Origin of the sequence: Vibrio gigantis (genome assembly GCF_024347515.1) — a bacterium.
Lineage (GTDB): Bacteria > Pseudomonadota > Gammaproteobacteria > Enterobacterales > Vibrionaceae > Vibrio > Vibrio gigantis.
The window spans coordinates 1261977-1283075 of sequence record NZ_AP025493.1 but is presented as its reverse complement, the minus strand read 5'-3'; the positions used below and the strand labels follow the sequence as shown (position 1 = coordinate 1283075).

At 45.7% G+C, this 21099-nt stretch carries 22 protein-coding genes; 10 read left to right on the top strand and 12 right to left on the bottom strand.

From position 1 onward, the window contains the following. The first annotated feature begins 13 nt into the window (after positions 1 to 13). From secD to rlmJ, 3 genes are all read left to right on the top strand, one after another. The gene (gene secD / locus OCV56_RS21835) at positions 14 to 1813 is read left to right on the top strand and encodes a protein translocase subunit SecD (protein WP_086714624.1); all 1800 of its coding nucleotides are present in this window, start codon (positions 14 to 16) and stop codon (positions 1811 to 1813) included. Between the two features lie 2 nt (positions 1814 to 1815). After that, positions 1816 to 2739: a protein translocase subunit SecF gene (secF, locus tag OCV56_RS21830; RefSeq protein ID WP_086714623.1), complete on the top strand. Its 924-nt coding sequence runs from the start codon at positions 1816 to 1818 to the stop codon at positions 2737 to 2739. Positions 2740 to 2943: 204 nt separating this feature from the next. Further along, positions 2944 to 3810 carry a 23S rRNA (adenine(2030)-N(6))-methyltransferase RlmJ gene (gene rlmJ / locus OCV56_RS21825; RefSeq protein ID WP_086714622.1) on the top strand — a complete coding sequence of 289 codons (867 nt, stop codon included), beginning with the start codon at positions 2944 to 2946 and terminating at the stop codon, positions 3808 to 3810. Between the two features lie 270 nt (positions 3811 to 4080). Here rlmJ and OCV56_RS21820 read toward each other — a convergent pair whose 3' ends face one another. The 4 genes from OCV56_RS21820 to OCV56_RS21805 form a co-directional block, all read right to left on the bottom strand. Continuing rightward, positions 4081 to 4902: an HNH endonuclease gene (locus tag OCV56_RS21820; protein WP_086714621.1), complete on the bottom strand. Its 822-nt coding sequence runs from the start codon at positions 4900 to 4902 to the stop codon at positions 4081 to 4083. A 208-nt stretch (positions 4903 to 5110) separates the two neighbouring features. Further along, positions 5111 to 6199 (bottom strand): alkene reductase, encoded by a 1089-nt coding sequence (locus OCV56_RS21815; protein ID WP_086714620.1) that lies wholly within the window; start codon positions 6197 to 6199, stop codon positions 5111 to 5113. A 60-nt stretch (positions 6200 to 6259) separates the two neighbouring features. Continuing rightward, positions 6260 to 7468, bottom strand: a complete 1209-nt coding sequence (locus OCV56_RS21810; RefSeq protein WP_086714619.1) for an MFS transporter — start codon at positions 7466 to 7468, stop codon at positions 6260 to 6262. Positions 7469 to 7551: 83 nt separating this feature from the next. Next, complete coding sequence (locus tag OCV56_RS21805; protein WP_086714618.1) at positions 7552 to 8235, bottom strand: SDR family oxidoreductase; 684 nt, start codon at positions 8233 to 8235, stop codon at positions 7552 to 7554. 125 nt (positions 8236 to 8360) lie between these two features. Between OCV56_RS21805 and OCV56_RS21800 the strand changes: the two genes are divergently transcribed. The 3 genes from OCV56_RS21800 to OCV56_RS21790 all read left to right on the top strand — a co-directional run bounded on the left by OCV56_RS21800 (position 8361) and on the right by OCV56_RS21790 (position 11526). Continuing rightward, a complete protein-coding gene (locus OCV56_RS21800) occupies positions 8361 to 9284 on the top strand; it encodes a LysR family transcriptional regulator (RefSeq protein ID WP_086714617.1) in 924 nt (307 codons plus the stop codon). Positions 9285 to 9575: 291 nt separating this feature from the next. Beyond that, positions 9576 to 10250 carry a response regulator transcription factor gene (locus tag OCV56_RS21795; RefSeq protein ID WP_086714616.1) on the top strand — a complete coding sequence of 225 codons (675 nt, stop codon included), beginning with the start codon at positions 9576 to 9578 and terminating at the stop codon, positions 10248 to 10250. Beyond that, the gene (locus OCV56_RS21790; RefSeq protein WP_086714615.1) at positions 10234 to 11526 is read left to right on the top strand and encodes a sensor histidine kinase; all 1293 of its coding nucleotides are present in this window, start codon (positions 10234 to 10236) and stop codon (positions 11524 to 11526) included. Before OCV56_RS21795 ends, OCV56_RS21790 begins: the two co-directional genes overlap by 17 nt. Positions 11527 to 11687: 161 nt before the next feature. Here the strand turns inward: OCV56_RS21790 and nagE are convergent, their stop codons facing one another. Next, positions 11688 to 13166 carry an N-acetylglucosamine-specific PTS transporter subunit IIBC gene (nagE, locus tag OCV56_RS21785; RefSeq protein ID WP_086714614.1) on the bottom strand — a complete coding sequence of 493 codons (1479 nt, stop codon included), beginning with the start codon at positions 13164 to 13166 and terminating at the stop codon, positions 11688 to 11690. A 291-nt stretch (positions 13167 to 13457) separates the two neighbouring features. Here nagE and OCV56_RS21780 point away from each other — a divergent pair, with 291 nt between their 5' ends. From OCV56_RS21780 to OCV56_RS21765, 4 genes are all read left to right on the top strand, one after another. Continuing rightward, positions 13458 to 13850: a GFA family protein gene (locus OCV56_RS21780; protein ID WP_086714612.1), complete on the top strand. Its 393-nt coding sequence runs from the start codon at positions 13458 to 13460 to the stop codon at positions 13848 to 13850. A 28-nt stretch (positions 13851 to 13878) separates the two neighbouring features. Further along, positions 13879 to 14340 carry an OsmC family protein gene (locus tag OCV56_RS21775; protein ID WP_086714611.1) on the top strand — a complete coding sequence of 154 codons (462 nt, stop codon included), beginning with the start codon at positions 13879 to 13881 and terminating at the stop codon, positions 14338 to 14340. 127 nt (positions 14341 to 14467) lie between these two features. Continuing rightward, on the top strand, positions 14468 to 15700 hold the full coding sequence (locus tag OCV56_RS21770; RefSeq protein ID WP_086714610.1) for a MalY/PatB family protein: 1233 nt from the start codon (positions 14468 to 14470) through the stop codon (positions 15698 to 15700). Between the two features lie 173 nt (positions 15701 to 15873). After that, complete coding sequence (locus OCV56_RS21765; RefSeq protein WP_086714609.1) at positions 15874 to 16218, top strand: ribosome recycling factor family protein; 345 nt, start codon at positions 15874 to 15876, stop codon at positions 16216 to 16218. A gap of 157 nt (positions 16219 to 16375) precedes the next feature. Here the strand turns inward: OCV56_RS21765 and OCV56_RS21760 are convergent, their stop codons facing one another. From OCV56_RS21760 to OCV56_RS21730, 7 genes are all read right to left on the bottom strand, one after another. Next, positions 16376 to 16615, bottom strand: coding sequence for an RNA recognition motif domain-containing protein (locus OCV56_RS21760; RefSeq protein WP_017057644.1), 240 nt, complete (start codon positions 16613 to 16615; stop codon positions 16376 to 16378). A 112-nt stretch (positions 16616 to 16727) separates the two neighbouring features. After that, a complete protein-coding gene (locus tag OCV56_RS21755) occupies positions 16728 to 17402 on the bottom strand; it encodes an SDR family NAD(P)-dependent oxidoreductase (protein WP_086714608.1) in 675 nt (224 codons plus the stop codon). A 216-nt stretch (positions 17403 to 17618) separates the two neighbouring features. Beyond that, a complete protein-coding gene (locus OCV56_RS21750) occupies positions 17619 to 17882 on the bottom strand; it encodes a DNA polymerase III subunit epsilon (RefSeq protein ID WP_086714607.1) in 264 nt (87 codons plus the stop codon). Between the two features lie 239 nt (positions 17883 to 18121). Then, positions 18122 to 18664: a DUF3833 domain-containing protein gene (locus OCV56_RS21745; RefSeq protein ID WP_086714605.1), complete on the bottom strand. Its 543-nt coding sequence runs from the start codon at positions 18662 to 18664 to the stop codon at positions 18122 to 18124. Further along, complete coding sequence (locus OCV56_RS21740; protein WP_086714604.1) at positions 18661 to 19236, bottom strand: chalcone isomerase family protein; 576 nt, start codon at positions 19234 to 19236, stop codon at positions 18661 to 18663. Before OCV56_RS21740 ends, OCV56_RS21745 begins: the two co-directional genes overlap by 4 nt. 3 nt (positions 19237 to 19239) lie before the next feature. Next, positions 19240 to 19764 carry a DUF2878 domain-containing protein gene (locus OCV56_RS21735; protein ID WP_086714603.1) on the bottom strand — a complete coding sequence of 175 codons (525 nt, stop codon included), beginning with the start codon at positions 19762 to 19764 and terminating at the stop codon, positions 19240 to 19242. Continuing rightward, positions 19742 to 21022, bottom strand: coding sequence for an SAM-dependent methyltransferase (locus OCV56_RS21730; protein WP_086714602.1), 1281 nt, complete (start codon positions 21020 to 21022; stop codon positions 19742 to 19744). Before OCV56_RS21730 ends, OCV56_RS21735 begins: the two co-directional genes overlap by 23 nt. Positions 21023 to 21099 lie beyond the last annotated feature (77 nt).

Here is a 21099-nt window from a genome sequence, read left to right as displayed (position 1 = left end):
AAAATAAGAGATCTTGACTGTGAAAAAACGCATTCCAAGAAAACAAATTAACCACTACTCAAAGTGGAAATACGTGGTACTTATCGCCACTATCATCATCATGGTTCTGAGTGCTTTACCTTCTTGGTATGGCGAGAATGCATCGGTTCAAATTAACAATCGTTCTGAACAGACCATCGATGCAAGCCAAATTACCCAATACCTTGCGAGCGAAGGCATCCAAGCTAAATCTGCATTTCAAAAAGACAACCGTTTAGTGGTGATCTTGGAAGATGCAGAACAGCAAGCGAAGGCCAAGGAAGTGCTTAACGAACGTCTTCTAGACAAGGCAACGGTAGCGCTAGCAATGGAGCCTGCAGCACCAAAATGGCTGACTGACATGGGCTTCGCGCCGATTCAGCTCGGCCTTGACTTACGTGGTGGTGTGCAGTTCCTACTCGAAGTAGACATGGAACCGGTTTACCACGCACAAGCTCAATCTGTGGTGGACGAGATCACCAGCCAAGTACGCTATGCACGCGGCAAAGTGGTGAACAACCAAGTTCAGTTTGACTTCCGCACAGACGCTGATTTCGATAAAACACAAAAACTGATTCGTGAAGAGTTCCCACTATGGCAACGTGACCGTTCAGATAAATCGCTAACGTTAACTCAGTCTGAAGAAGAGCAAAGAACGCTACGTAACCTAACGGTTCAACAAAACCTGCAAATCATGCGTAGCCGTATTGAAGAACTAGGTATCACAGAAGCGTCGATTCAACGCCAAGGTGAAAGCCGTATTCGTATCGAACTTCCGGGTGTACAAGACCCAGCAGCCGCGAAAGACGTGATTGGTGCAACGGCATCATTGGCGTTCTACTCTGTTTACGATAACGCTACGCGTAACACTCAAACGCTAAAAGATACCGATGGCAACCGTGTGGTTGTTGCTCGCAAAGCAGTGCTGAGCGGCGAACACATTATCGATGCTCGTAGTGGCATTGGTGAGATGGGTAGCGCAGAAGTAAACATCACGCTGGACTCCGCTGGTGGTAAGAAAATGTCTGAGTTTTCTCGTCATAACATCGGTAAGCCAATGGCGACTGTTTACAGCGAATACAGCCGTGACAGAGCCGGTAACAGCGAAAAAACCAGTGAAGTAATCAGTGTTGCGAACATCCAATCTCAATTGGGTAGCCGCTTCAGAATCACAGGTGCAGGCAGCATGGCGGAAGCACAAGAACTTGCTCTACTGCTGCGTGCAGGTTCATTAACCGCGCCTGTTACCATCATTGAAGAGCGTACCATTGGCCCGTCTCTGGGGGCAGAAAACGTAACTAACGGTTTTGCTGCTTTGGCTCTTGGCCTTGGTCTTACTCTCACGTTTATGGCGCTATGGTACCGCCGTCTTGGTTGGGTCGCGAACTGTGCGTTGGTGGTTAACATGACCACATTGTTTGGCTTGATTGCCCTGTTGCCGGGTGCGGTATTAACTCTGCCAGGTATTGCTGGCTTGGTACTGACTGTCGGTATGGCGGTAGACACTAACGTGCTTATCTTCGAGCGTATTCGAGACAAGATGAAAGAAGGACGAAGCTTTGCTAGCTCTATCGATCGTGGTTTCGATAGCGCCTTCTCGTCAATTTTCGATGCTAACGTCACCACCATGATCGTTGCTGTGGCTCTGTATACCATTGGTAATGGACCAATTCAGGGCTTCGCTCTGACACTGGGCCTAGGCCTTCTAACCAGTATGTTTACGGGTATTTTTGCTTCACGAGCAATCATCAACTTGGTTTGGGGGCGCGACCAGCGCCATGATGTAAGGATTTAAGCATGAGTATTTCAAATATGACTATTTCAGACAGCAATATGACTCGCCTTCGCAAGGTGATGTCTGTGATTTCTATTGTGCTGTTCATGAGCTCTGTGATGCTTGTGGCAGTGAAAGGTTTCAACTGGGGCTTGGACTTTACTGGCGGTGTGGTTGCCGAAGTTCAGCTTTCTGACCAAGTAACTAAAGACGATTTAAAAACAAAACTTGATGCCGCTTTCCAACAAGACGTGCAAGTGGTTGGTATGGCAGAACAAGACCGCTGGACACTGCGTTACAGCCAATTGACGGATGCACCTCAGCCTAACCTAGTGGATGTTTTGTCATCGGTGAGCGACCAAGTACAAGTGCTTAACAGCAGCGTGGTTGGCCCTCAAGTGGGTCAAGACATGGTTGACCAAGGTGGCTTGGCGGTATTGGTGTGTTTCTTAATGATCATGCTGTATCTGAGTGTTCGATTTGAATGGCGTTTGGCACTCGGTGCTCTGGCGGCGATCATTTACGACGTTACGATTATCTTGGGTTTGTTCGCTTTTACTCAGTTCGAGTTCAATCTGACCGTATTGGCGGCCGTGTTAGCCATTCTCGGTTATTCACTCAATGACTCGATCATCATTGCTGACCGAGTGCGTGAAATGCTACGTGGTAATCCAAACGGTGATACAGATAACCTGCTTAACGAATCAGTTAAAGCGACCTTCTCACGCACCATGGTGACTTCAGGTACAACGCTAATCACTGTATCAGCGCTTTGGCTACTTGGTGGCGCGGCACTGCAAGGGTTCGCTATTGCACTGGTGGTTGGTATTGTCAGCGGTACGTGGTCTTCAGTTTCTGTCGGCATCACACTGCCTAAGTTACTTGGCCTACAGCCTTGTCACTACCAAGTTAAGCCAGTAGTCGAAGTTGAGGGCGAATACCCTTAGATTTATCTTATTAGATAGCACCAAAACTCAGTGATTGAGCCCAATAAAGCCTTTCGTTTGTAATAAAACGAGGGGCTTTATTTTTATATAAGAGTCAATAAGTTAGAGAAAAGAGAGTCTATTTCAAAAAACGATGGATTGAATAGGCAACAGCGTGTGATATGAAGTATGTTTATATGACGTTAGTAGAAATGAGGCAAGGGAATGGAATATCGACATCAATGTCATGTAGGCGATCATGGGGATGCACTCAAGCATCCAGTATTGAGTGCACTTGTTAAATCATTAATGCAGCAACACTCACGCCTCAATGTTATCGACACACACTCAGGTACAGGGTGTTATGACCTAACCACTGCGCCAAGTAACCATGCGGGTGAGTTTGCAGAAGGGGTTGGGTACTTATGGCGAAATAAGGCTTACTTGCCAGAGTCATTTTCTTCTTTTATGTCGGTGCTGGAATACTACAACCCTAATCAACTTATCACGCTGTATCCCGGCTCGGCAGCCATTACCTATCAACAAGGCCGCAGCCAAGATAGCTTCTATTTTTCAGATATTCAGCAAGATGAAGCCGATTTATTGCAAGCCAATATTGAGAAGTTGCAACGCGATCTTGATGTCTCAAGCAAGCTCACTATTACTGCGGGTGACGGGCTTAAAGCGCTACCAGATGATGTGGCAAAACACGATAATCATCATCTGATTGTTATCGACCCACCCTATGAAACCGATGCTGAATATCTCGCAGTGATTGATGCTTTGGTTAAGGCGTATCAGCAGTCGGAGAAAGTGTCTGCTCTGATTTGGTACCCGCTCTACACGGATGATAAGAGCTCGCTTATTCTCAATCATTGCGTGACAGCAGTGAAAGATGGCTTGCTACCAAGCCCAATTAAGTCGGAGCTTCGACTTCGCGATCCTAAAGGGGATGACCGCTTAATCGGCAGCGGTTTGTTGTTATTCAACCCACCACAAGGCATTGCAGGAACGGTCGCGGATACGCTCGATTACTTACACCGTCAACTCGCAACTAATGGTGAAGGTTATTGGCAAATGAGAAGTCTATAGATCTGATTTATATGGGGATTATGGCGATTTTCTAGACAGTACTCACTAAACCACTGTTATTTATGTGGTTTAAATTGACAAAACGTTAACTTTTATCGATTGATTAATTGCAGTGAATCATTTAAAAATAGAATATCAATGCGCACAAGTGCATACTGGCTCATAAGTTAAATAATTAGTCCCAAATTAATATCAGATTGTGGTTTACCCCCTAAACTGCATAAGGCTCGCACTAGTCACGCGAGCCTTTCTTTTGCCTGTAGGAAATTTTTACAACAGTTGCTCTTCAATCTTTAGTGCTTTCTCGATGAGTTTCGCATTGAAATCTGCAGCTTCCACTGAGTAGTGGGCTTCACGGTGGCAGGTCGGACAAAGTGCGATCACATTTTCTGGGCAATCAGCCCCACCATCAGCTAACCGTGTAAGGTGATGAACTTCGAGGTAGGGACCTGACTTGGTCTCAAAAGGCGAGGGTACTCCACAACCTTCACAAATCCCATTTGCTCGTTTCTTTGCGTAGAGCTTAATTGCTTCACTGCGGTATTTCACATGCGTAAGTTGTTCTTTGGGGTCAGCTTGAAGTGGCGTTGAAGCTAAAGCGATGTCTCGTAATTGCTTCAATGATTTACTTTTAGTTGGCTTGGTAAGGTATGAAGCTTTTGGTGTTTGAATGGTATTGCCGACACTTTGCGGGACGATATCTAGATGGAAAACTATTGCATTACGGAGTTGGTCATTTTTGTCTGGGCGTTGTTCGATATGATGACAGATGTAGTTGCATACACCGACGAATCTTACAAAACCAGTTGAGACAGATTCAAATAAGAGTATCTCTTTGAGGTTTTTTTGGTGTTCAAAGATGGCCAAGTTTCCTTTAACCATTTTCATATCACCTTCTTGCCCTTCTCCTGTATATCGGAAAGTGCCGTCTGCACTAAAACCATCAGCGTAGCCAAATTCTTCTCCTGCATCGCTAGTGAAGATAAATACATATGGGTGAGCAGTCGGCGTAGCAATACCACCATATTGCTGACCTTTGTAATGACCGTGTATATCTGCGCGTCGATTGTAAACCTGTCCTACGTTGAACAATGGAGAGTCCTCATTTATCCGTTTAAATTGGAACTATTATTGATGTTTTTGTAATTTATTTTTCATGTAAAGTTCAAATATAACAGTGGTTTAAATGAAAATGTGCAAGTGGATTTTTGAGTGTGGAAAGGTATCGATTCGATCACGTTTCTAGACATTAAAGCCTGCAGAGATCATGCAGGCTTGATGTTTGTTTAGTGCTTGGTAACTACAACGTTGGATAATCGATATAACCTTTTTCGTTGCCGCCAAACAGAGTCGCGCCATCGAGTTCTGATAGTTCGCTGCCGTTTTGTAGACGCGATACGAGATCCGGGTTTGCTACGAATGGGCGACCGAAAGCGACGAGATCCGCATAGCCCTTATTTAATACTTCTTCGGCGCGTTCTGGCGTGTAGCTACCTGCGACGATGATGGTGTTAGAGAATAACTCTCTTAGTTCGATGCGGAAGCTTTCTGGGATAACAGGTGCGTCATCCCAATCGGCTTCTGATAGGTGCAGATAAGCAACGTCTCGCTCTTGCAGTGCTTTTGAAGCTTCTAAAATTGTTGGCACGATATCTGGGCAGTTCATGTCTTTGAAGGTGATGAATGGAGCCAAACGCACACCCACCTTATCCGCACCAATCGCTTCAATCACGGCATCTACTACTTCAATCAGAAAGCGAAGTCGATTCTTACGACTGCCACCGTAGTTGTCGGTGCGCTTGTTTGAGTTGGTTCTTAAGAATTGATCAATGAGGTAGCCATTGCCGCCGTGGATCTCGACACCATTAAAGCCAGCCTCTACCGCTTTTTTCGCTGAGTGGGCAAAATCTTGAACCACACGATCGATGTCAGCTTGAGTCATTTCTCTTGGCTGAATGCAGTCGACCATATTACCGTTGCCATTCTCATCAGAAATCCAAACCTGAGTTTCTATTGGTGCCAAAGCTGACGGTGCAATCGGCAGTTCGCCCTTTTGGAAGGTAGGGTGAGACACTCTACCGACATGCCATAGTTGGCAGAATATCGCGGCGCCTTGTTCTTTAGCGGCTGTTGTTACCCCTTTCCAACCTTCGATTTGTGCATCGGTATAAACGCCGGGTGTGAATGAGTAGCCTTGAGAGTCATCTGATATTTGCGTTGCTTCGGTGATGATTAGTCCTGCACTGGCGCGTTGCTGGTAGTAGGTCGCCATCATATCGTTTGGCACATTGCCAGGTTGGCTAGTACGAGCGCGTGTCATAGGTGCCATAACGACACGGTTTTGCAGTTCTAGGCCTTTTAGTTCTGATGTTTCGAATAATTTGTTCATGGTATCTACCTTGTTGGAATCATGTGGTCTTAATGGTTTTGGTTTTAGCTATAAGCAGAATTACTTACTTTCCGCTGGGCTGAAGATCGAGTTGCTCTGTGGTTTTTCAGCTTTGTTGGCTTTCGCAATAAGCAGCAAGCCAATAACAGGGACAACAACGGCTGCGAATGGAATCATTCCTGCGCCTAGTTGGCTGTCGAGTACCATGCCGCCAAGGAATCCACCGAAGGCATTGGCTAAGTTAAACGCTGAAATATTGGCTGTTGCTGCGAGCTCTTGCCCTTCGCCACCGTGGTTCATTACTCGAAGTTGCATGGCAGGAACGTTCGCAAATGATGCAATACCAAAGACAAATGCAGCTGCAACGAAGAGGATTTTGTTGTCTATTACAAGGCCAACCACAACTAATGAAGCGATCATCGCGACAGCCCAAAACATTGAAGCTTTGCCTAGGTTTTTATCTGAAGAGCGTCCGCCCAAGGTGTTACCGATGATTAAGCCGACACCCACAATCACTAAGATCCAAGTCACTGATTCTTGACTGTAACCTGTGATGTGCATGGCGATTGGCGCAAGGTAGCCGTAAAGCGTCATGAAGCCAGACCAAGCAAAAGCGGTGATCGCTAAGCTAATCAGTAGCATTGGATTTTTGAATGCTAAAAGCTGAGTTTTGATGTCTTTCGCTTCACTGTGACCCGTAGATTTAATTGATGTCAGGATAGAAATCATTGCGATGGTGCCAAGCGCTGCCACGGTAAAGAAGGTGGTGTGCCAACCGAATTGCAAGCTAACCCATGTACCAGCGGGAACGCCAAGAACGTTGGCGAGTGTTAAGCCTGCAAACATTTGGCCAACGGCTCGGCCTGCCATTTTTTCAGACACTAAGTTGGTTGCGACAACCGCACCGATACCATAGAAAGGACCTTGAACTAAGCCTGCGATAACACGACTTGCCAGTAGTAATGGGTAGCTTGGCGCTAAGGCCGACAACACGTTACCGATGATGAACAGTGCCATTAGCCCAATCAGCACCATCTTCTTATTAAAGCGAGCAAGGTAGATGGTTAAGATTGGTCCACCGATAACGATAGCCAACGCGTAGGCACTGATTAGGTATCCGGCTTGACCTTCGGTGATCGAAAGGGAGGTCGCAATTTGTGGAAGAATGCCTGCGATAACAAATTCAGCGGTGCCAATGGCAAAAGCTGCGAGTGTCAGTATCCAAACTTGGAATGGAATCTTTTCTTGGTGGACGTTTTCTTGTTTCATAGTGAAGTACCTGTGTTAATTCTGTTTGTTAGGGCGTTTCGATATACGCCCTAACGATTGTTCTTAGTGTCTCTGCGGGGGTTCTAACCGAGCTGCGCACCGCCATCGATATCGATGATTGAGCCAGTCACGTATGGGTTATTAATCGCAAACAGGTAACCCATAGCGATCTCTGAAGGCTCGCCCACTTTGCCTGCGGGTAGGTTGTTTTTGGCGTTGTCGTACATGGTTGTGCGAGCTGACTCGTCCATGTTTTTGTATGCCTCTGTCATGGTTAAGCCGGGGCTGACTGCATTAACTCGAATCGGTGATAGCTCTTTCGCAAGCACTTTAGTCACGCTTTCTAGCGCGGCGTTGATGGCGGTTTTAACGTAAGTGCCTGCAACGACTTTGCGTGACAACATGCCAGTGGTGAGCGTGATAGAACCGTTTGGTGTCATGTAACGTGCAGCGTGCTTAGCAACGTTTAGGCTGCCCCAAAACTTGGTATCAAATGCTGTTTTTGCATCTTCGATAGCAACGTCGGTCACTTTTCCTGCCGGAGCGTATGAGCCTGCAGTCATGATTAAATGATCAAAAGCACCAATCGATTCGAAGTAATCACAGAGCGACTTCTCGTTAGTGATATCGACACCGGTATGTCGGCTAGCAATGTGTACCGTGTTGCTCTCGTTTCTTAGTTGCATCGCTAGTGCCTTACCGATACCAGACGTGCCACCAATGATGACGAAAGTGTTCTTTTCTTGGTTTGTAAGCTCGTTGTTCATGTTCTGAATTCCTGCGTGTTCTGCTGATGGTTGTCATTATATTTATTCGACTAAATTTGATAATTGGCTAAAATATAAATTCATTATTCGGTTTAAATGAACAATAGAGCGAGAGCACGAATAGCATGGATAAGTTTTCAGACATGGCGATGTTTGTCAGCATTGTGAAACATCAAGGTTTAGCGGCGGCAGGGCGAGAGTTGGGGCTTTCTCCTGCGACCATGACAGCAAGACTTCAGGCGCTTGAAGAACGATATGGTGTGAAGTTGTTAAATCGAAGTACTCGACATGTGTCTTTGACTGACTCAGGCGAGCTGTATCACAAGGCGTGTCTGGAGATCTTAGATAATGTCAGTGAGGCTGAAAACCTGATTCAAAATGGCGTCAAAGAGGTCAAAGGCCCATTAAAAATCGCCGCGCCAAAAGACATCGGCAAGCAATACATCCTGCCAATCTTGTCTGAGTTTTGTCAGCAGTACCCAGACGTTATCCCTTACCTATATTTGAACGATAATCTCTCGAATATTGCAGAATCCGGCATGGATATCGTGATCCGTTATGGCGAGTTGGTCGACAGTAGTTTGATATCCAGACGCTTATCACCAAGTCGCCGCGTGTTGTGTGCCTCGCCTGAATACCTCGCCAAACACGGGACGCCGTTGACGCCACAAGACTTGGTTGAGCACGACTGTTTGGCAATGCTGCGTAGCAATGAAGAACTCAAGACATGGCACTTCCAAGATCATGACATGAAGAAGTCTATCACTGTTGTGCCAAAGCGATTCTCAGACGACGGTGAAGTGATTCGCTACTGGGCACTGAAAGGCGAGGGTATTGCGCTTAAATCGGTGTTGGATGTGCAGGACGACATCAATAACCAACGCCTTGTGACTCTGCTTAATGGCTACATGAAGAACTTTAATAGTTCGATGAGCGTATCGAGTGCTGATTTGAATGTGGTGTACATCAGCAAGAAGTACCAGCCGAAGCGTATTCGCTTGTTCTTAGATTTTCTGTTTGAGCGGTTTGATACGATGACGGAGAGATAAGTTACTTTGAGCTATGTGCTCGGTATTGAGCGTAGATAGATCTCTACTCCCGTTATGAGAAGCTTTTATCTGCCAGAGATTAATTATTGTTAATAAAACGAAAATGAAATATCAATGCCAATGCACACATACTAAAGCTGAAGCTCTATCGTGAGCACCGAACATTACTACCGAATTGCGATTTACCCCCTAAATCGCATCTGGCTCGCATTAGTCATGCGAGCCTTTCTTTTTTCTGACGATCGGATTTTCGTTTACGGTAAAATTTAGCGTCGATAAAGAGGGATATCAGTGAAAATACTTATCATCGAAGATGACACCACCACGAGAGAATTTGTTGCTAAAGGTCTTGAAGAGCATGGCTATGCGGTTGATCAAGCTGAAGATGGCAAAAAGGGCTTAATGATGGCCTTGAGCTCAGAGTATCAACTGGTGATTCTGGATCGTATGTTGCCGTATCTAGACGGCATGAAAGTTCTATCTGCTATTAAAGCGACAGAAGAGCATTTACCCGTGCTGATACTCAGCGCCATGGACAGCGTAGAAGACCGTGTGAACGGTTTACAGGCTGGTAGCGATGACTACTTGATTAAACCTTTCGCTCTTGCCGAGCTTATCGCCCGCGTCGACATTATTATTAATCGAACTCAAAGGCAGCCTTCTAACGACAATACCTTGGCTTATGATTGCTTAGAAATTGATTTACGAGCACATCGAGTAACATGCAAAAACCAAGAGCTTTTGCTGCAACCTAAAGAGTTTAAACTGATTCAATATTTTGTTGAGCATAGCGAGCAAGTGGTATCGAGAATGCGCTTGTTTGAGGCTATTTGGAGTTATCATTTTGATCCTAAGACCAATGTGATTGATGTTCATGTCGCTAATCTCAGGCGCAAATTAGAAGACGCCGGTTGTCCTGATTTACTTCACACCGTGAGAGGGGCAGGTTATGTCCTTCGTCGATGATTACTCTCTTACTCGCTCTTCCGTATTTAAAACTCTAGTTGGGTTGTTTGTTCTGGTTACAGTGATTAACGTTATTGTGATCAGACAGGTTTATAAGAACTCGGATGCTTTTCACCGCGAACAACTGGTCAAGCAGTTGCAAGATGAGTCTTCGGAATTTAGCTATGTTGCCCAACAGAGCAAAGCTGACGTTGAAAAGCTGCTCGCGGCTAAGCGAACCTCAAATACGCAATTTTATTACCATCTGACAGAGCGCGCTGCTCCTTCTACTGCAACATCTACTTATCCAGTAGCAAAATATACCTTGTCAGAGACCACCGACATTCTTGTTGGTGACTCGCATCGTCTTGTCATTGGTATCGACCCCAAAGCGGTTGAAGAGTATCGAAATACCCTTATTCCCATTGTTTTTTCGGGCATTGTCCTGCCTATCGCGGTGATGTTGATTGCGGCGCTGTTTTTTACTGTGCTGATATCAAAACGCTTGGAGCGGGTAAACCAAGCGATGAATCGTGTTCTATGTGGCGAAAGAGAGGTCAAAATAGCGGTCTCTAAACAAGATGACGAATTCGATATTCTCGCTATCCACCTTAATTTCATGATCGAGCAGATGGCTAAAAATGAAGAGTCATTGAAGTCGCTGACTGTTGGGATGGCTCATGACATGCGCACTCCCATGGCTCGTTTGAAGTTGCGATTAGAGGAAGTCTTATCGGATTCCAACTTAACGGCCGAACATCAGGAGCAGTTTTCCGCTTGTCATGATGAACTTGAACTTATTTTGTCGCTGTTTAATAGCATGCTTGAGATCGCCAAGTTAAATAGCGGGCAGATGGCGATAGCGACCGAGCGGGTGGATCTTGGAAAAATCGCCCAAGATGCGATTGAATTTGTTAGCCCATTGGCAGAAATGAAGCAACAAAAACTGACTTTTAGGCAAGACCAAGCGTGTGAAGTTGTGGGAGATAAAAGTTTGCTGTTCAGGGCGGTATTCAACTTAGTTGAAAATGCGGTGAAGTACACCCCTGATAAGGGGGAAATTGACGTGGTGATTGATCTGTTTGGCGTGTCGGTATCAGACAATGGAATTGGTATTTCTGACAGCGATAAAGTGAATGTATGCCGTCCTATGTATCGTGCAGACAAGAGTCGGACCGAGTTTGGTAATGGGTTGGGGTTATCCTTAGTGGACGCTGTAGTGAAGCGCCATCATGCGCACCTGATCATGAGAGACAATAACCCTGGGTTACGAGCTCGCCTTTACTTTTCCCGTTAAGCCAAACTTGGCTTTCACTGTCTAATTATCGAATTAAATCGCTCTAGTTGCGGTACCGCAGAAAGATGAAAATCAACGAGCCCTTTATCGAAAAAGGCCAAAGCATCGTGCTTTGGCCTTTGTATTTTCTGCTTTCTAGAACTTACCGATAACTGGATAGTTTAGCTTGGTAGAGCTACTTCATTTAAGTCTTGGTTCGCAGGAATTTGCTTCATTGCGTGAGCAACCTCTTCGGCTTCTGTGCCAATAATCACTTGAAGGTTGTTCGCTCCAATTTTCACGACGCCCATAGCGCCGATGGCTTTGAGTGCTGCTTCATCGACAATGCTTACGTCCTCAAGTGATAGGCGCAGTCGAGTGATGCATGAATCGATGCTGGTTAGGTTGGCGTGTCCACCAAGAGCCTTAAGATACAGAGCTGCTTTCTCGTTAGAGGTTACGTTGCTTACTTCAGCAACTTCTGCGTCTTCACGCCCCGGCGTTTTCAAGTCAAACTTTAGAATCGCAAAACGGAAAACTGAGTAGTAAATCGCTGAGAAACACAGGCCTTGTAGTACTAGCATGTATGGTTTCATAGCGAGAGGAAGGTTGTACGACAATACAAAGTCAATTAAACCGCCACTGAAGGTAAAGCCAGCAATCCACTGCATACTTGCTGCGATGTAAAGTGAAAGTGCAGCCAAGAGCGCGTGGATAACGTAAAGCACGGGAGCCACAAACATGAAGGCAAATTCAATCGGTTCAGTTACACCGGTTAAAATAGCCGTCAGTGCCGATGCACCTAAGATTCCGCCTACTTTCTTTTTGTTTTCTGGTTTCGCACAGTGGTACATAGCCAGACAAGCCGCTGGTAAGCCATAACCCATAATAGGGAAGAAGCCACCTTGGTAGATGCCCGTTACACCGAGTTCACCCGTACCCGACCAGAATTTAGAAATATCGTTGATGCCAACTAGGTCGAAAATGAATACTTGGTTTAAAGCGTGATGAAGACCAACAGGAATCAGCAATCGGTTAAAGAAGCCGTATAGACCAGCGCCGGCTGCCCCCATTTCCGAGATAGCGATACCAAAGTCGACAAGTGCGCCATAAACGGCTGGCCACACGTACACCATGACTAAGCTGATTGAGATAGCGGCAAGAGACGTGACAATTGGAACAAAGCGTTTTCCGCCAAAGAAGCCAAGCACTGCAGGCAGCTTGATTGTGTGGAACCGGTTATATAATGCAGCAGCCACCAAGCCCATGATAATGCCTGTAAATGCACTCACCGAGGCTTCTGAAGCAATGATCTCCGAGCTTGTCATTTGCTCGACAGGGACCCCAGTAATCTGTGAAATTACCGCGACATTGCCCACAATCATTTCGATAATCAGTAGTCCGAGAAGCCCAGAAAGCGCCGCTGCACCGTTGTTATCTTTCGCTAAACCATAAGCCACACCCACTGCAAATAACCAAGCTTGGTTATCCATGATGCCTTTGCCTCCATACACCAATATGGTGGCAAGTGCGCTATTGGCTCCCCAACCTGTTGGGTCTATTGCATACCCTAGCCCTAGCATCAAACCACCTGCAGGGAGAACGGCAATCGGCACCATGAGTGCTTTGCCTATTTTTTGTAAATATCCCAGTATGTTCACTTTAAATCCTCTTCCGATTTTTAATTAATGGAACGAGCTTACTGGCATAAGGATTAAGGGCGGGTTGTGCTTAGATTAAGGATTATTAATGTACGGGGAAGGTGCACTTAGGCATTGGATTTTATTGATATTAGGTGCTTTCTTTGGCCCTCGTTCTTTTCACGATCGAGTAAATGTTGTTAGCTTATTGATGCATTTCAAGCAATTGTTCATTCTAAAAGCTAGGTTACGGACACGTTTCTTGGATCTCGCTATGCTAGCTCTAAAACAAGGACGTGATTGGAGAGAACAATGAAAGTAGTCGGTAACACGGTTATCCAACCTTTGCACAAGGCAACTTGTCACTGCGGTGCGGTGGAACTTGAGCTCAGTTTACCTAACGGCATCGAAAAGCCACGCCGTTGCGATTGCTCCATTTGTCGTCGTAAAGGCGCGATAGTCGGCTCTGTGGCCTTAGATGGGATCAAGATCGTGAAAGGTGAAGAGCATCTCAAGCTTTATCAATTCAACACCAATACTGCGAAGCATTACTTCTGTTCGAACTGCGGTATTTATACTCATCATCAGCGCCGTTCAAGTCCAAATGAATATGGATTTAACATTGGTTGTTTGGAAGGGGTAAACCCTTTTGATATTGGCGGTGTGGTCACCAACGACGGTGTTAATCACCCTGCTGACCGTTAATTTATTGAGCATTAAAAAGGAAATGTTTATGTCTGAATATGGTGCGGTCATTCGCTGGCAAAAAGCGGAAGATGAAGCTTTTAGCGACAATCAATACAGCCGCGGCCACACATGGGAATTCGATGGTGGTGTTACTGTACCTGCTTCGTCTTCTCCTCATGTTGTGCCACTACCGCTGTCGGTTGAAGCGAATGTTGATCCAGAAGAAGCCTTTATCGCGGCACTTTCTAGCTGCCACATGCTGACTTTTTTGGGCATTGCGGCTAAGCAGAAGTACGTGATCGACTCTTATGTGGATGATGCGATTGGTGTGCTTGAGGAAGATGAGTCAGGCCGTTCATCCGTAACTACAGTGACACTGCGCCCTAAGATTGTGTTTATTGGTAGCAAGGTTCCAACCCGTGCTCAACTCGACAAGCTGCACCACTTAGCACACAAGAATTGCTTTATCGCTAATTCGGTCAAGACGGAGATAAAGGTAGAGATATGAGATTAATTTGTATTGTTCAGATTATTTTCTAAAAGTTTCGTCTTTTTGATTTTGCCATCGTCTTAAGGGTATTCATGCAGTCTAGTTGATTGCAAAAAAGACCGAACAACCTATTGAGGGCTCCTCCATGACAGCGTTTAAGAGTACATCTAACTACGGTGAGAATGCGTTTATCAAAAGCAAACCGCAGATGTTACAGAACATTTATAACACCACAGATGTATTCCCATACTGGGTTGCCGATATGGATTTTCAGGTAGCGGAACCGATCACTCAAGAGCTTAATCGTTTGGTTGAACGTGGTGTGTACTCTTATGAGTTTCATGAGCAAGCGGTGTTTGAGGCCCTTTCTCAATGGTACTCAAAGCGTCATGGTTTGAACCTTTCGGCTGATAAGTTCGTGCAGGTGCCGGGTGTGCTTTCTGGCATCGCGTTGCTACTGCGCCAATTCACCAACGAAGGCGATGGTGTGCTTATTCATACGCCGGCGTATCACCAGTTTTCTAACTTAGTGAACAAAGCTAACCGCAAGGTCGTGAAGAGCCCACTTATTAAGGATGAGCAAGGTTACCGCATTGATTTCGACGGCATGGAACAACAGATCATCGAACAAAAAGTGAAGACGATGATTTTCTGTAACCCGCACAACCCAACAGGTCGCGTGTGGACACATCAAGAAATTGAGCAAGTTATCGAGATCGCTAAGCGCCATGATGTGTTGATCATCAGTGATGAGGTCCACTCAGACATTATCTTTGAAGGCCACTCTTTCACGAGTTTGACCAGCTTTGATTACGACAAGGTCATCACCTTGATTGGCTCTCCGGCGAAAACCTTCGGCATGCACAGCATCTCAAATGGCTATGTGTACACCAACAACAATGAGCTATTTGAAGCGTTTAAAGCCAACGTGGCGGCGATGTATCTTGACCATGGTAATGCTTTAACGACGTTTGCGACGATTGCTGCCTTTGAACAGGGTGAAGAATGGCTAGACGAAATGTTGGTGTATCTACAAGACACGATTAAGTGGGTCACTCAATTTGCCGAGCAACGTATTCCTCAATTGAAAGTGATCCAACCACAAGGGACTTACCAAGTATGGTTTGATTTCTCAGAGTTAGGTTTCTCGGAAGAAGAGCTAAAGAATGTGGTGTTTGAGCAGGCTAAGATGGGGTTAACGCCGGGCGGTTGGTTTGGTGCTGAAAGTTATCATTTTATGCGAATGAACATCGCCACTTCGCGAGACAATATAGAGCGGTCATTTACTGCTTTAGCGAACGCAATTGATGGTTTTACGCGAGGAAACCAAGTTAGTTCAACTTGTTGTGATAGCAGCGCGTCAAAAAGCTGCTGCTGATATCGAGCGTTAGGCTCTACAGAACGAAAAACCGCGAGGCTGCTTAGTGCATCACTGGCGGTTTTTTTGTGTCTGTGTAATCCTACTCACGGTTTTATTGAGTTGTGATTGAAGTGCTGAGTGACGAGCAATTAGTGTTTCAATGATTGATAGAGGTTGGTTGGCAGAGAGTTATGTTTAGCGTCCCATTGAATAGTTTTGTACATCGTGTGAGTGATAAAAGCCAAGTGATGGCGAATGCTGCGGAATGTGGATGTCAGTTGAAACGAGTTCGTCGTTCGCGTAATTGGTTACTGGTCGCTCAAGATCATCAACTTATTGAATTTAAAGCCTTGCTCACCCATGAAAAAGACGGTTGGATCGCCATTGCGATAGACAAGGTACTGCCTAAGCCGGTGGTATGTTTGGCATCGCTGTTGGTTGCGACACCCTCGATGACGGTCGCTCAGTTGGTGATGGAGTCTGGGTGTTCAATGGCCGAAGCAAGACGTGCGATTGATGAACATGAAGGGTTATAAACGTGAGCCTTAAGTAAGCCAGTCGTGTTGTAAAAAGAGAATCGCGAGCAGCAAAAAGCCCGTAACGATATTATGCTTTTTCAGCGGAATATCGTTACGGGCTTTATCATCTGTGCTGCATTAAGCTAAGCCACGTGGCTTATGAAGCGTGGCTCGATTAAGAGTTCGCTACTTTTACACGAATCGTGTTTTTGCCAAGCTTAGTCATGTTCAGCTTGTTTAGTGCCGCTTTAGCTTCTTCGTGCTCTGGCATTTCAACAAAAGCAAAGCCTTTTGAGTCGCCAGTTTCTTGGTCTAAAACTAGGCTGCACTCTTTTACTGAGCCAAACTCAGAAAATAGCACACGGATGTCTTGCTCAGAAGTAGAGCGCGATAGGTTACGAACTAGAAGTTTCATAATAAACCTTGAATATGAATTTACGCCGAGCATTGTCGCACACTTTCATGCTCACCCTCACAAATAATTAGCTGAATAGTTCTGTTTACCTGTTCGCAGCTCTCTTTAACCGTTAACCGCGGTTTATCGTGATATCAGATACGAATCCATGCTCTGTGCTGGTTAATGCCTGTTGCAGCATCTGAGCGGCTTCTTGAGCGGTCATAAAGCTTGAGGTATCCATCGCTTTGCCACTTGTTCCCCAAAACTCGGTCGCCATTCCGCCGGGATAGACGGCAACGATTTTCATCGGGTAACCTTTTAACTCCAATCTTACTGATTCGATGAAGCCTCTCACGGCCCATTTAGCAGCGCAATAGGTGGACTCTTCCGCTTTAGCGCCTTGGGCGGCAGTCGACATGACCACAGCAATGGTGACAGGTTGATCTTTGTAGCGCTGCACAAGCTCGCGAATCAAAAAGATGGAAGACTCGATGTTGTTTTTCAGCATGTCACTGATGGCTGCAGGGTCCTGTTGTTCTATCTTACCGAAGTAGCCACTGCCAGCACTGTGAATCACCAGCTTGGGTGTTTCAGGCAATGCATCAAGCATCTCGCTCACTGAGTACGGGTCACAGAGGTCCGACACTTGGCTAATGGTATTCGTTGGGAGCTTTTTCGCTACCTCTGCTAAACGTTGTGCGTTGCGACCTGTAATGGCTATGCGTTGAGCGTCTGTTGCCGTGTTAGCGTATTGTGTCGCGAGCGCTGCGCCTAAACCGCTGCTTGATCCGGTAATTAAAATCATATTGTCTTAAATTTGTAGAGTTGATTCGAGATAGTAAGGGGCTGAGTCGAGTTTTTCTGAGATCTATGGCTAAAGTTGATGGATGGCTTGAGAGATAGGCTGAGCTGTAGGGCTGAGAGCGGTGAAAGGGTAAATGAATTCGTATCGAGAGAGGGAAGTTCGTAAGAAAGTAAAAGCGCCGGCTTTGAGCCAGCGCTTCTAAGTAATCATAAGTGATTATTCGTCGTCGAACTGTTTGATCGTGAACGCGTCTTCGATTCGATTAAGCTCTTCTTGTTCTTTAACTCGCTTCTCTTCTTGAAGAGTCGCTTTCGTTTCGTTGAAACGTTTTTTCTCTGACTTAGTCAGGAATTTTACAGCTTTTTTGTTAGTCAGCGCGTAAGCAACTACGTCTTCACCTTTTTCTCTGCGGTCATTTACGCGTTGTGAGAAACGTTCATTGTCGCGAGCTTTACGCTCCGCTGAGGTTAACTTGCTCATGCTTTAAAGCCTTTTCAATTATTCATGGTAGGGATTCTACACTTAGCGAAACAAACAGGGACTGTTGAGTATGAGTCTAGCCCATTTGTATGCTGGTGGCGCATCTTAGCACAGAGGGTCGAGCATGCAGGTATGCTATTCGAAGGATTCAACAAAACAGCCCACAATTTTCGTTGTGGGCTGCTTAGTTGGTACTGTCGTTGTTGATTTGAAATGGAGGATCAGAAACGGAAGCTCAATCAAATTTTCTCTATGTACAAGATGACCTCACCGACCTTAAAGCCGAACTTGGACATCTCAGTCTTGTTGAACAATCGTTTATCGTCCATCAAGAACATCCAGTCATCGAGTACCACTTCATAGGTGCTGCCATCTACTTCGATTTCTAGGTTGTACTTCCAGTACAGAGCAGAGCCTTGAGTCTCCCCATAAGCCGTTCCAATCACATCATTAGCGGTGCCTGAGTAGGTGTTGTCGCCGGTTTTTATCAAGTTCCAAACTCGGGTTGAGCGTTCACCATCGGCAAATGAGAACCACTCTTTGATTTCACCATTATTGCCTTCCCACGTAGCGATGAGTTTGGCATCGAAGCGCCTTAACAAGTTGCCAGAGCGGTCGAGCACCATACCGTAAGCCATTAGCTCTCCATCAAAGAAGGTTTCGAGCTTGAGTTCTGGCGTAGTGTCTACGTGGTTCTCTAGATTTGCAGAGCCACAACCGACTAACCAAGTGAGAGAAAGCATCGACAGAACGAACTTTAACTGTGTTGTTTTTGGATTCATTTGTTCAAACCTAAAAGTTGTTTGCGTAGGTCAGGCTCGGATGTGTTTTCAGAAAGCCAGATAGCAAGGAAAGCATCGCCGAATTGTTTGTCTTGGATGACACCAATAGGTTGCTCATCAAAGTAGAAACGGCTTACATTATCTTCAGCGACACGGATGGTGAGCGTGCTTCCTTCTTCTACATTTGGCCACATTGAGTAGAGCGGCTCTAACCAACGTTTAATATTGCTATTAGGGTAGCCAAGCTTATTCCATTGATCTTCAGTAGCTTCGACCAAATCTTTACTCTCTATCGCTCGGTAGTACTCTATTTTCAAAGCACGTTCTGAAGTCGAGGGTGCGGTATAGAACTCGGCTGAGTAGAGAGTCCAAAACAGGTAACTCATTTCACCCTGACCACGCTTGTGTAAATCATCGACAGCTGAAGCTTTGGTGTTTCCGGAAAATAACAGAGCAGTAAAAACTAACGAGAGAGTGACGAAGCCTAAAAGTGTGTTTTTTGCTTGCTGGTGAGCGCTAACAGTACCGCTCTTAGGTTTGAACGTTTGTGTCGGGTTGCGTGAATAAGCCATAAGTCACCTCGTTGTCCTTGCCATTTCAGGTTGTACTAAGTTGGAATAGGCGGCCACCAGTAAGGGCAACAATATCCCCCAACTCATTGCAAGGGCAGCAATTACCGATGCATCTGGCCAAGTAGTAAGGAGGGCGCCTGCTTTGATGCCTCCCCAATAACTACTAGTACCTGCTACGAACCCTATGGCAAACAAGATCACTTTCGAGCATTTTAAAAGCCAATTAAGGCTGTGGTTGAAGCTAATCAAAAACATGATCCATAGGCAGATGAGCCAAACGGGAAACCATGATTGATTGGCAACTTCAGAATCGACGGCAAACACGCCGAAGTGAAGCATGAGGCTATCAAGTAATAGCCCCAATGGAAGTAAACAGAGTATTTTCAGGTCGCTATTGCGAGTTGGAGAGAGAAAGAAATGCATGGCCACAATCAGTGGCGCGATGAACGGGGCTTGAGCGGTAAAGAATGCACTGCAAACCCAGGTCGCTTGAAACAGAACGAGATTAATAATCCAAAACCGTTTCATCTTTCGCTCCAAAGTAACGAGGTTTTCTTGCGACTAAATGGTGAGTACTGATCACTCGCTCTTTGAATGCACCTTCACAGTAGCAGAAATAGAAGGTCCAAAGGCGTTTGAACTCTTCTGAATAACCCAGTGATTCCAAATCTTCCCAGTTGTTTTCAAAGGCAACGTTCCAGTCGTTGAGTGTGCGAGCATAGTGCAGGCCAATATCATCAATTTCTTGAACCACAAGGTCTGTGCTGGTCGCAAGATGTTGGGTCATCACTGACACTGAAGGTAAACAGCCCCCCGGGAAGATGTACTTCTGGATAAAGTCGATACCTTTGCGGTACTTCTCATAACGGCTGTCAGCAATGGTGATCGCTTGAATCAGCATCTTGCCGGAAGGCTTCAACAATGAAGAACATTTCGCAAAGAAGGTTTGCAGGTACTCATGTCCCACCGCTTCTATCATCTCGATGGAAACCAACTTATCGTATTCACCAGTGAGGTTGCGATAGTCCTCTTTGAGCAAGGTAACCTTGTCGGTTAAGCCAAGCGCTTTCACTCGTTGTTCAGCAAGCTCGTGCTGTGCGTCTGAAATCGTAGTGGTGGTGACGTGGCAGCCGTAATGTTGGGCCATGTATATCGCCAAGCCACCCCAGCCAGTACCAATCTCAACGACTTTGTCTGTTTCAGACAGCTCTAAGCGCTCACAGATGGTTTTCATTTTGTTTTGTTGAGCTTTAGAAAGGGTTAACGCGTCCTCGCTGTAGATAGCCGATGAGTACTGCATTGAGCTGTCCAGGAATCGCTCATACAATTCATTACCGATATCGTAATGAGCGAGAATGTTGCGTTTAGACCCTTGCTCGGTATTAGCATTCTTACGTCGCAAAAGCAGATTTTTGATTCGAGAGAGCCACTGTGTTTTATCGTCCAATTCGTCTAGTTGCGCTTGGTTGCGCGCCATGATTTGGATAACACGAGTCAGGTCTGGACTGGTCCATTTACCATCAATGTAAGCTTCGGATGCCCCAATACTGCCGTTGATAACAACATCTCTAAAAAAGGTCGCATCATGAATCGCGATTCGACCTTTCAAGTCAGCTTCTCGATCACCAAATACTGAATGTTGGTCTCGCTCGATAATTTCCAACGTCGCAAATTGCAGGCGCTCTAGGACCTTAAAGATTAAAGCTCGATATTTACAGTTGCTTGAAACAGCAACGGCTCTAGCTTGTTGTTCAATGTTGTTGTTTTGTTTGGCAAGCTGTTCCATGTCAACCTCGCTGAGAATTCATTCTAACTTTTTTGCCAACTAAGTTGGGTGGCATTCGTTGGTTTGAGCACACTCAC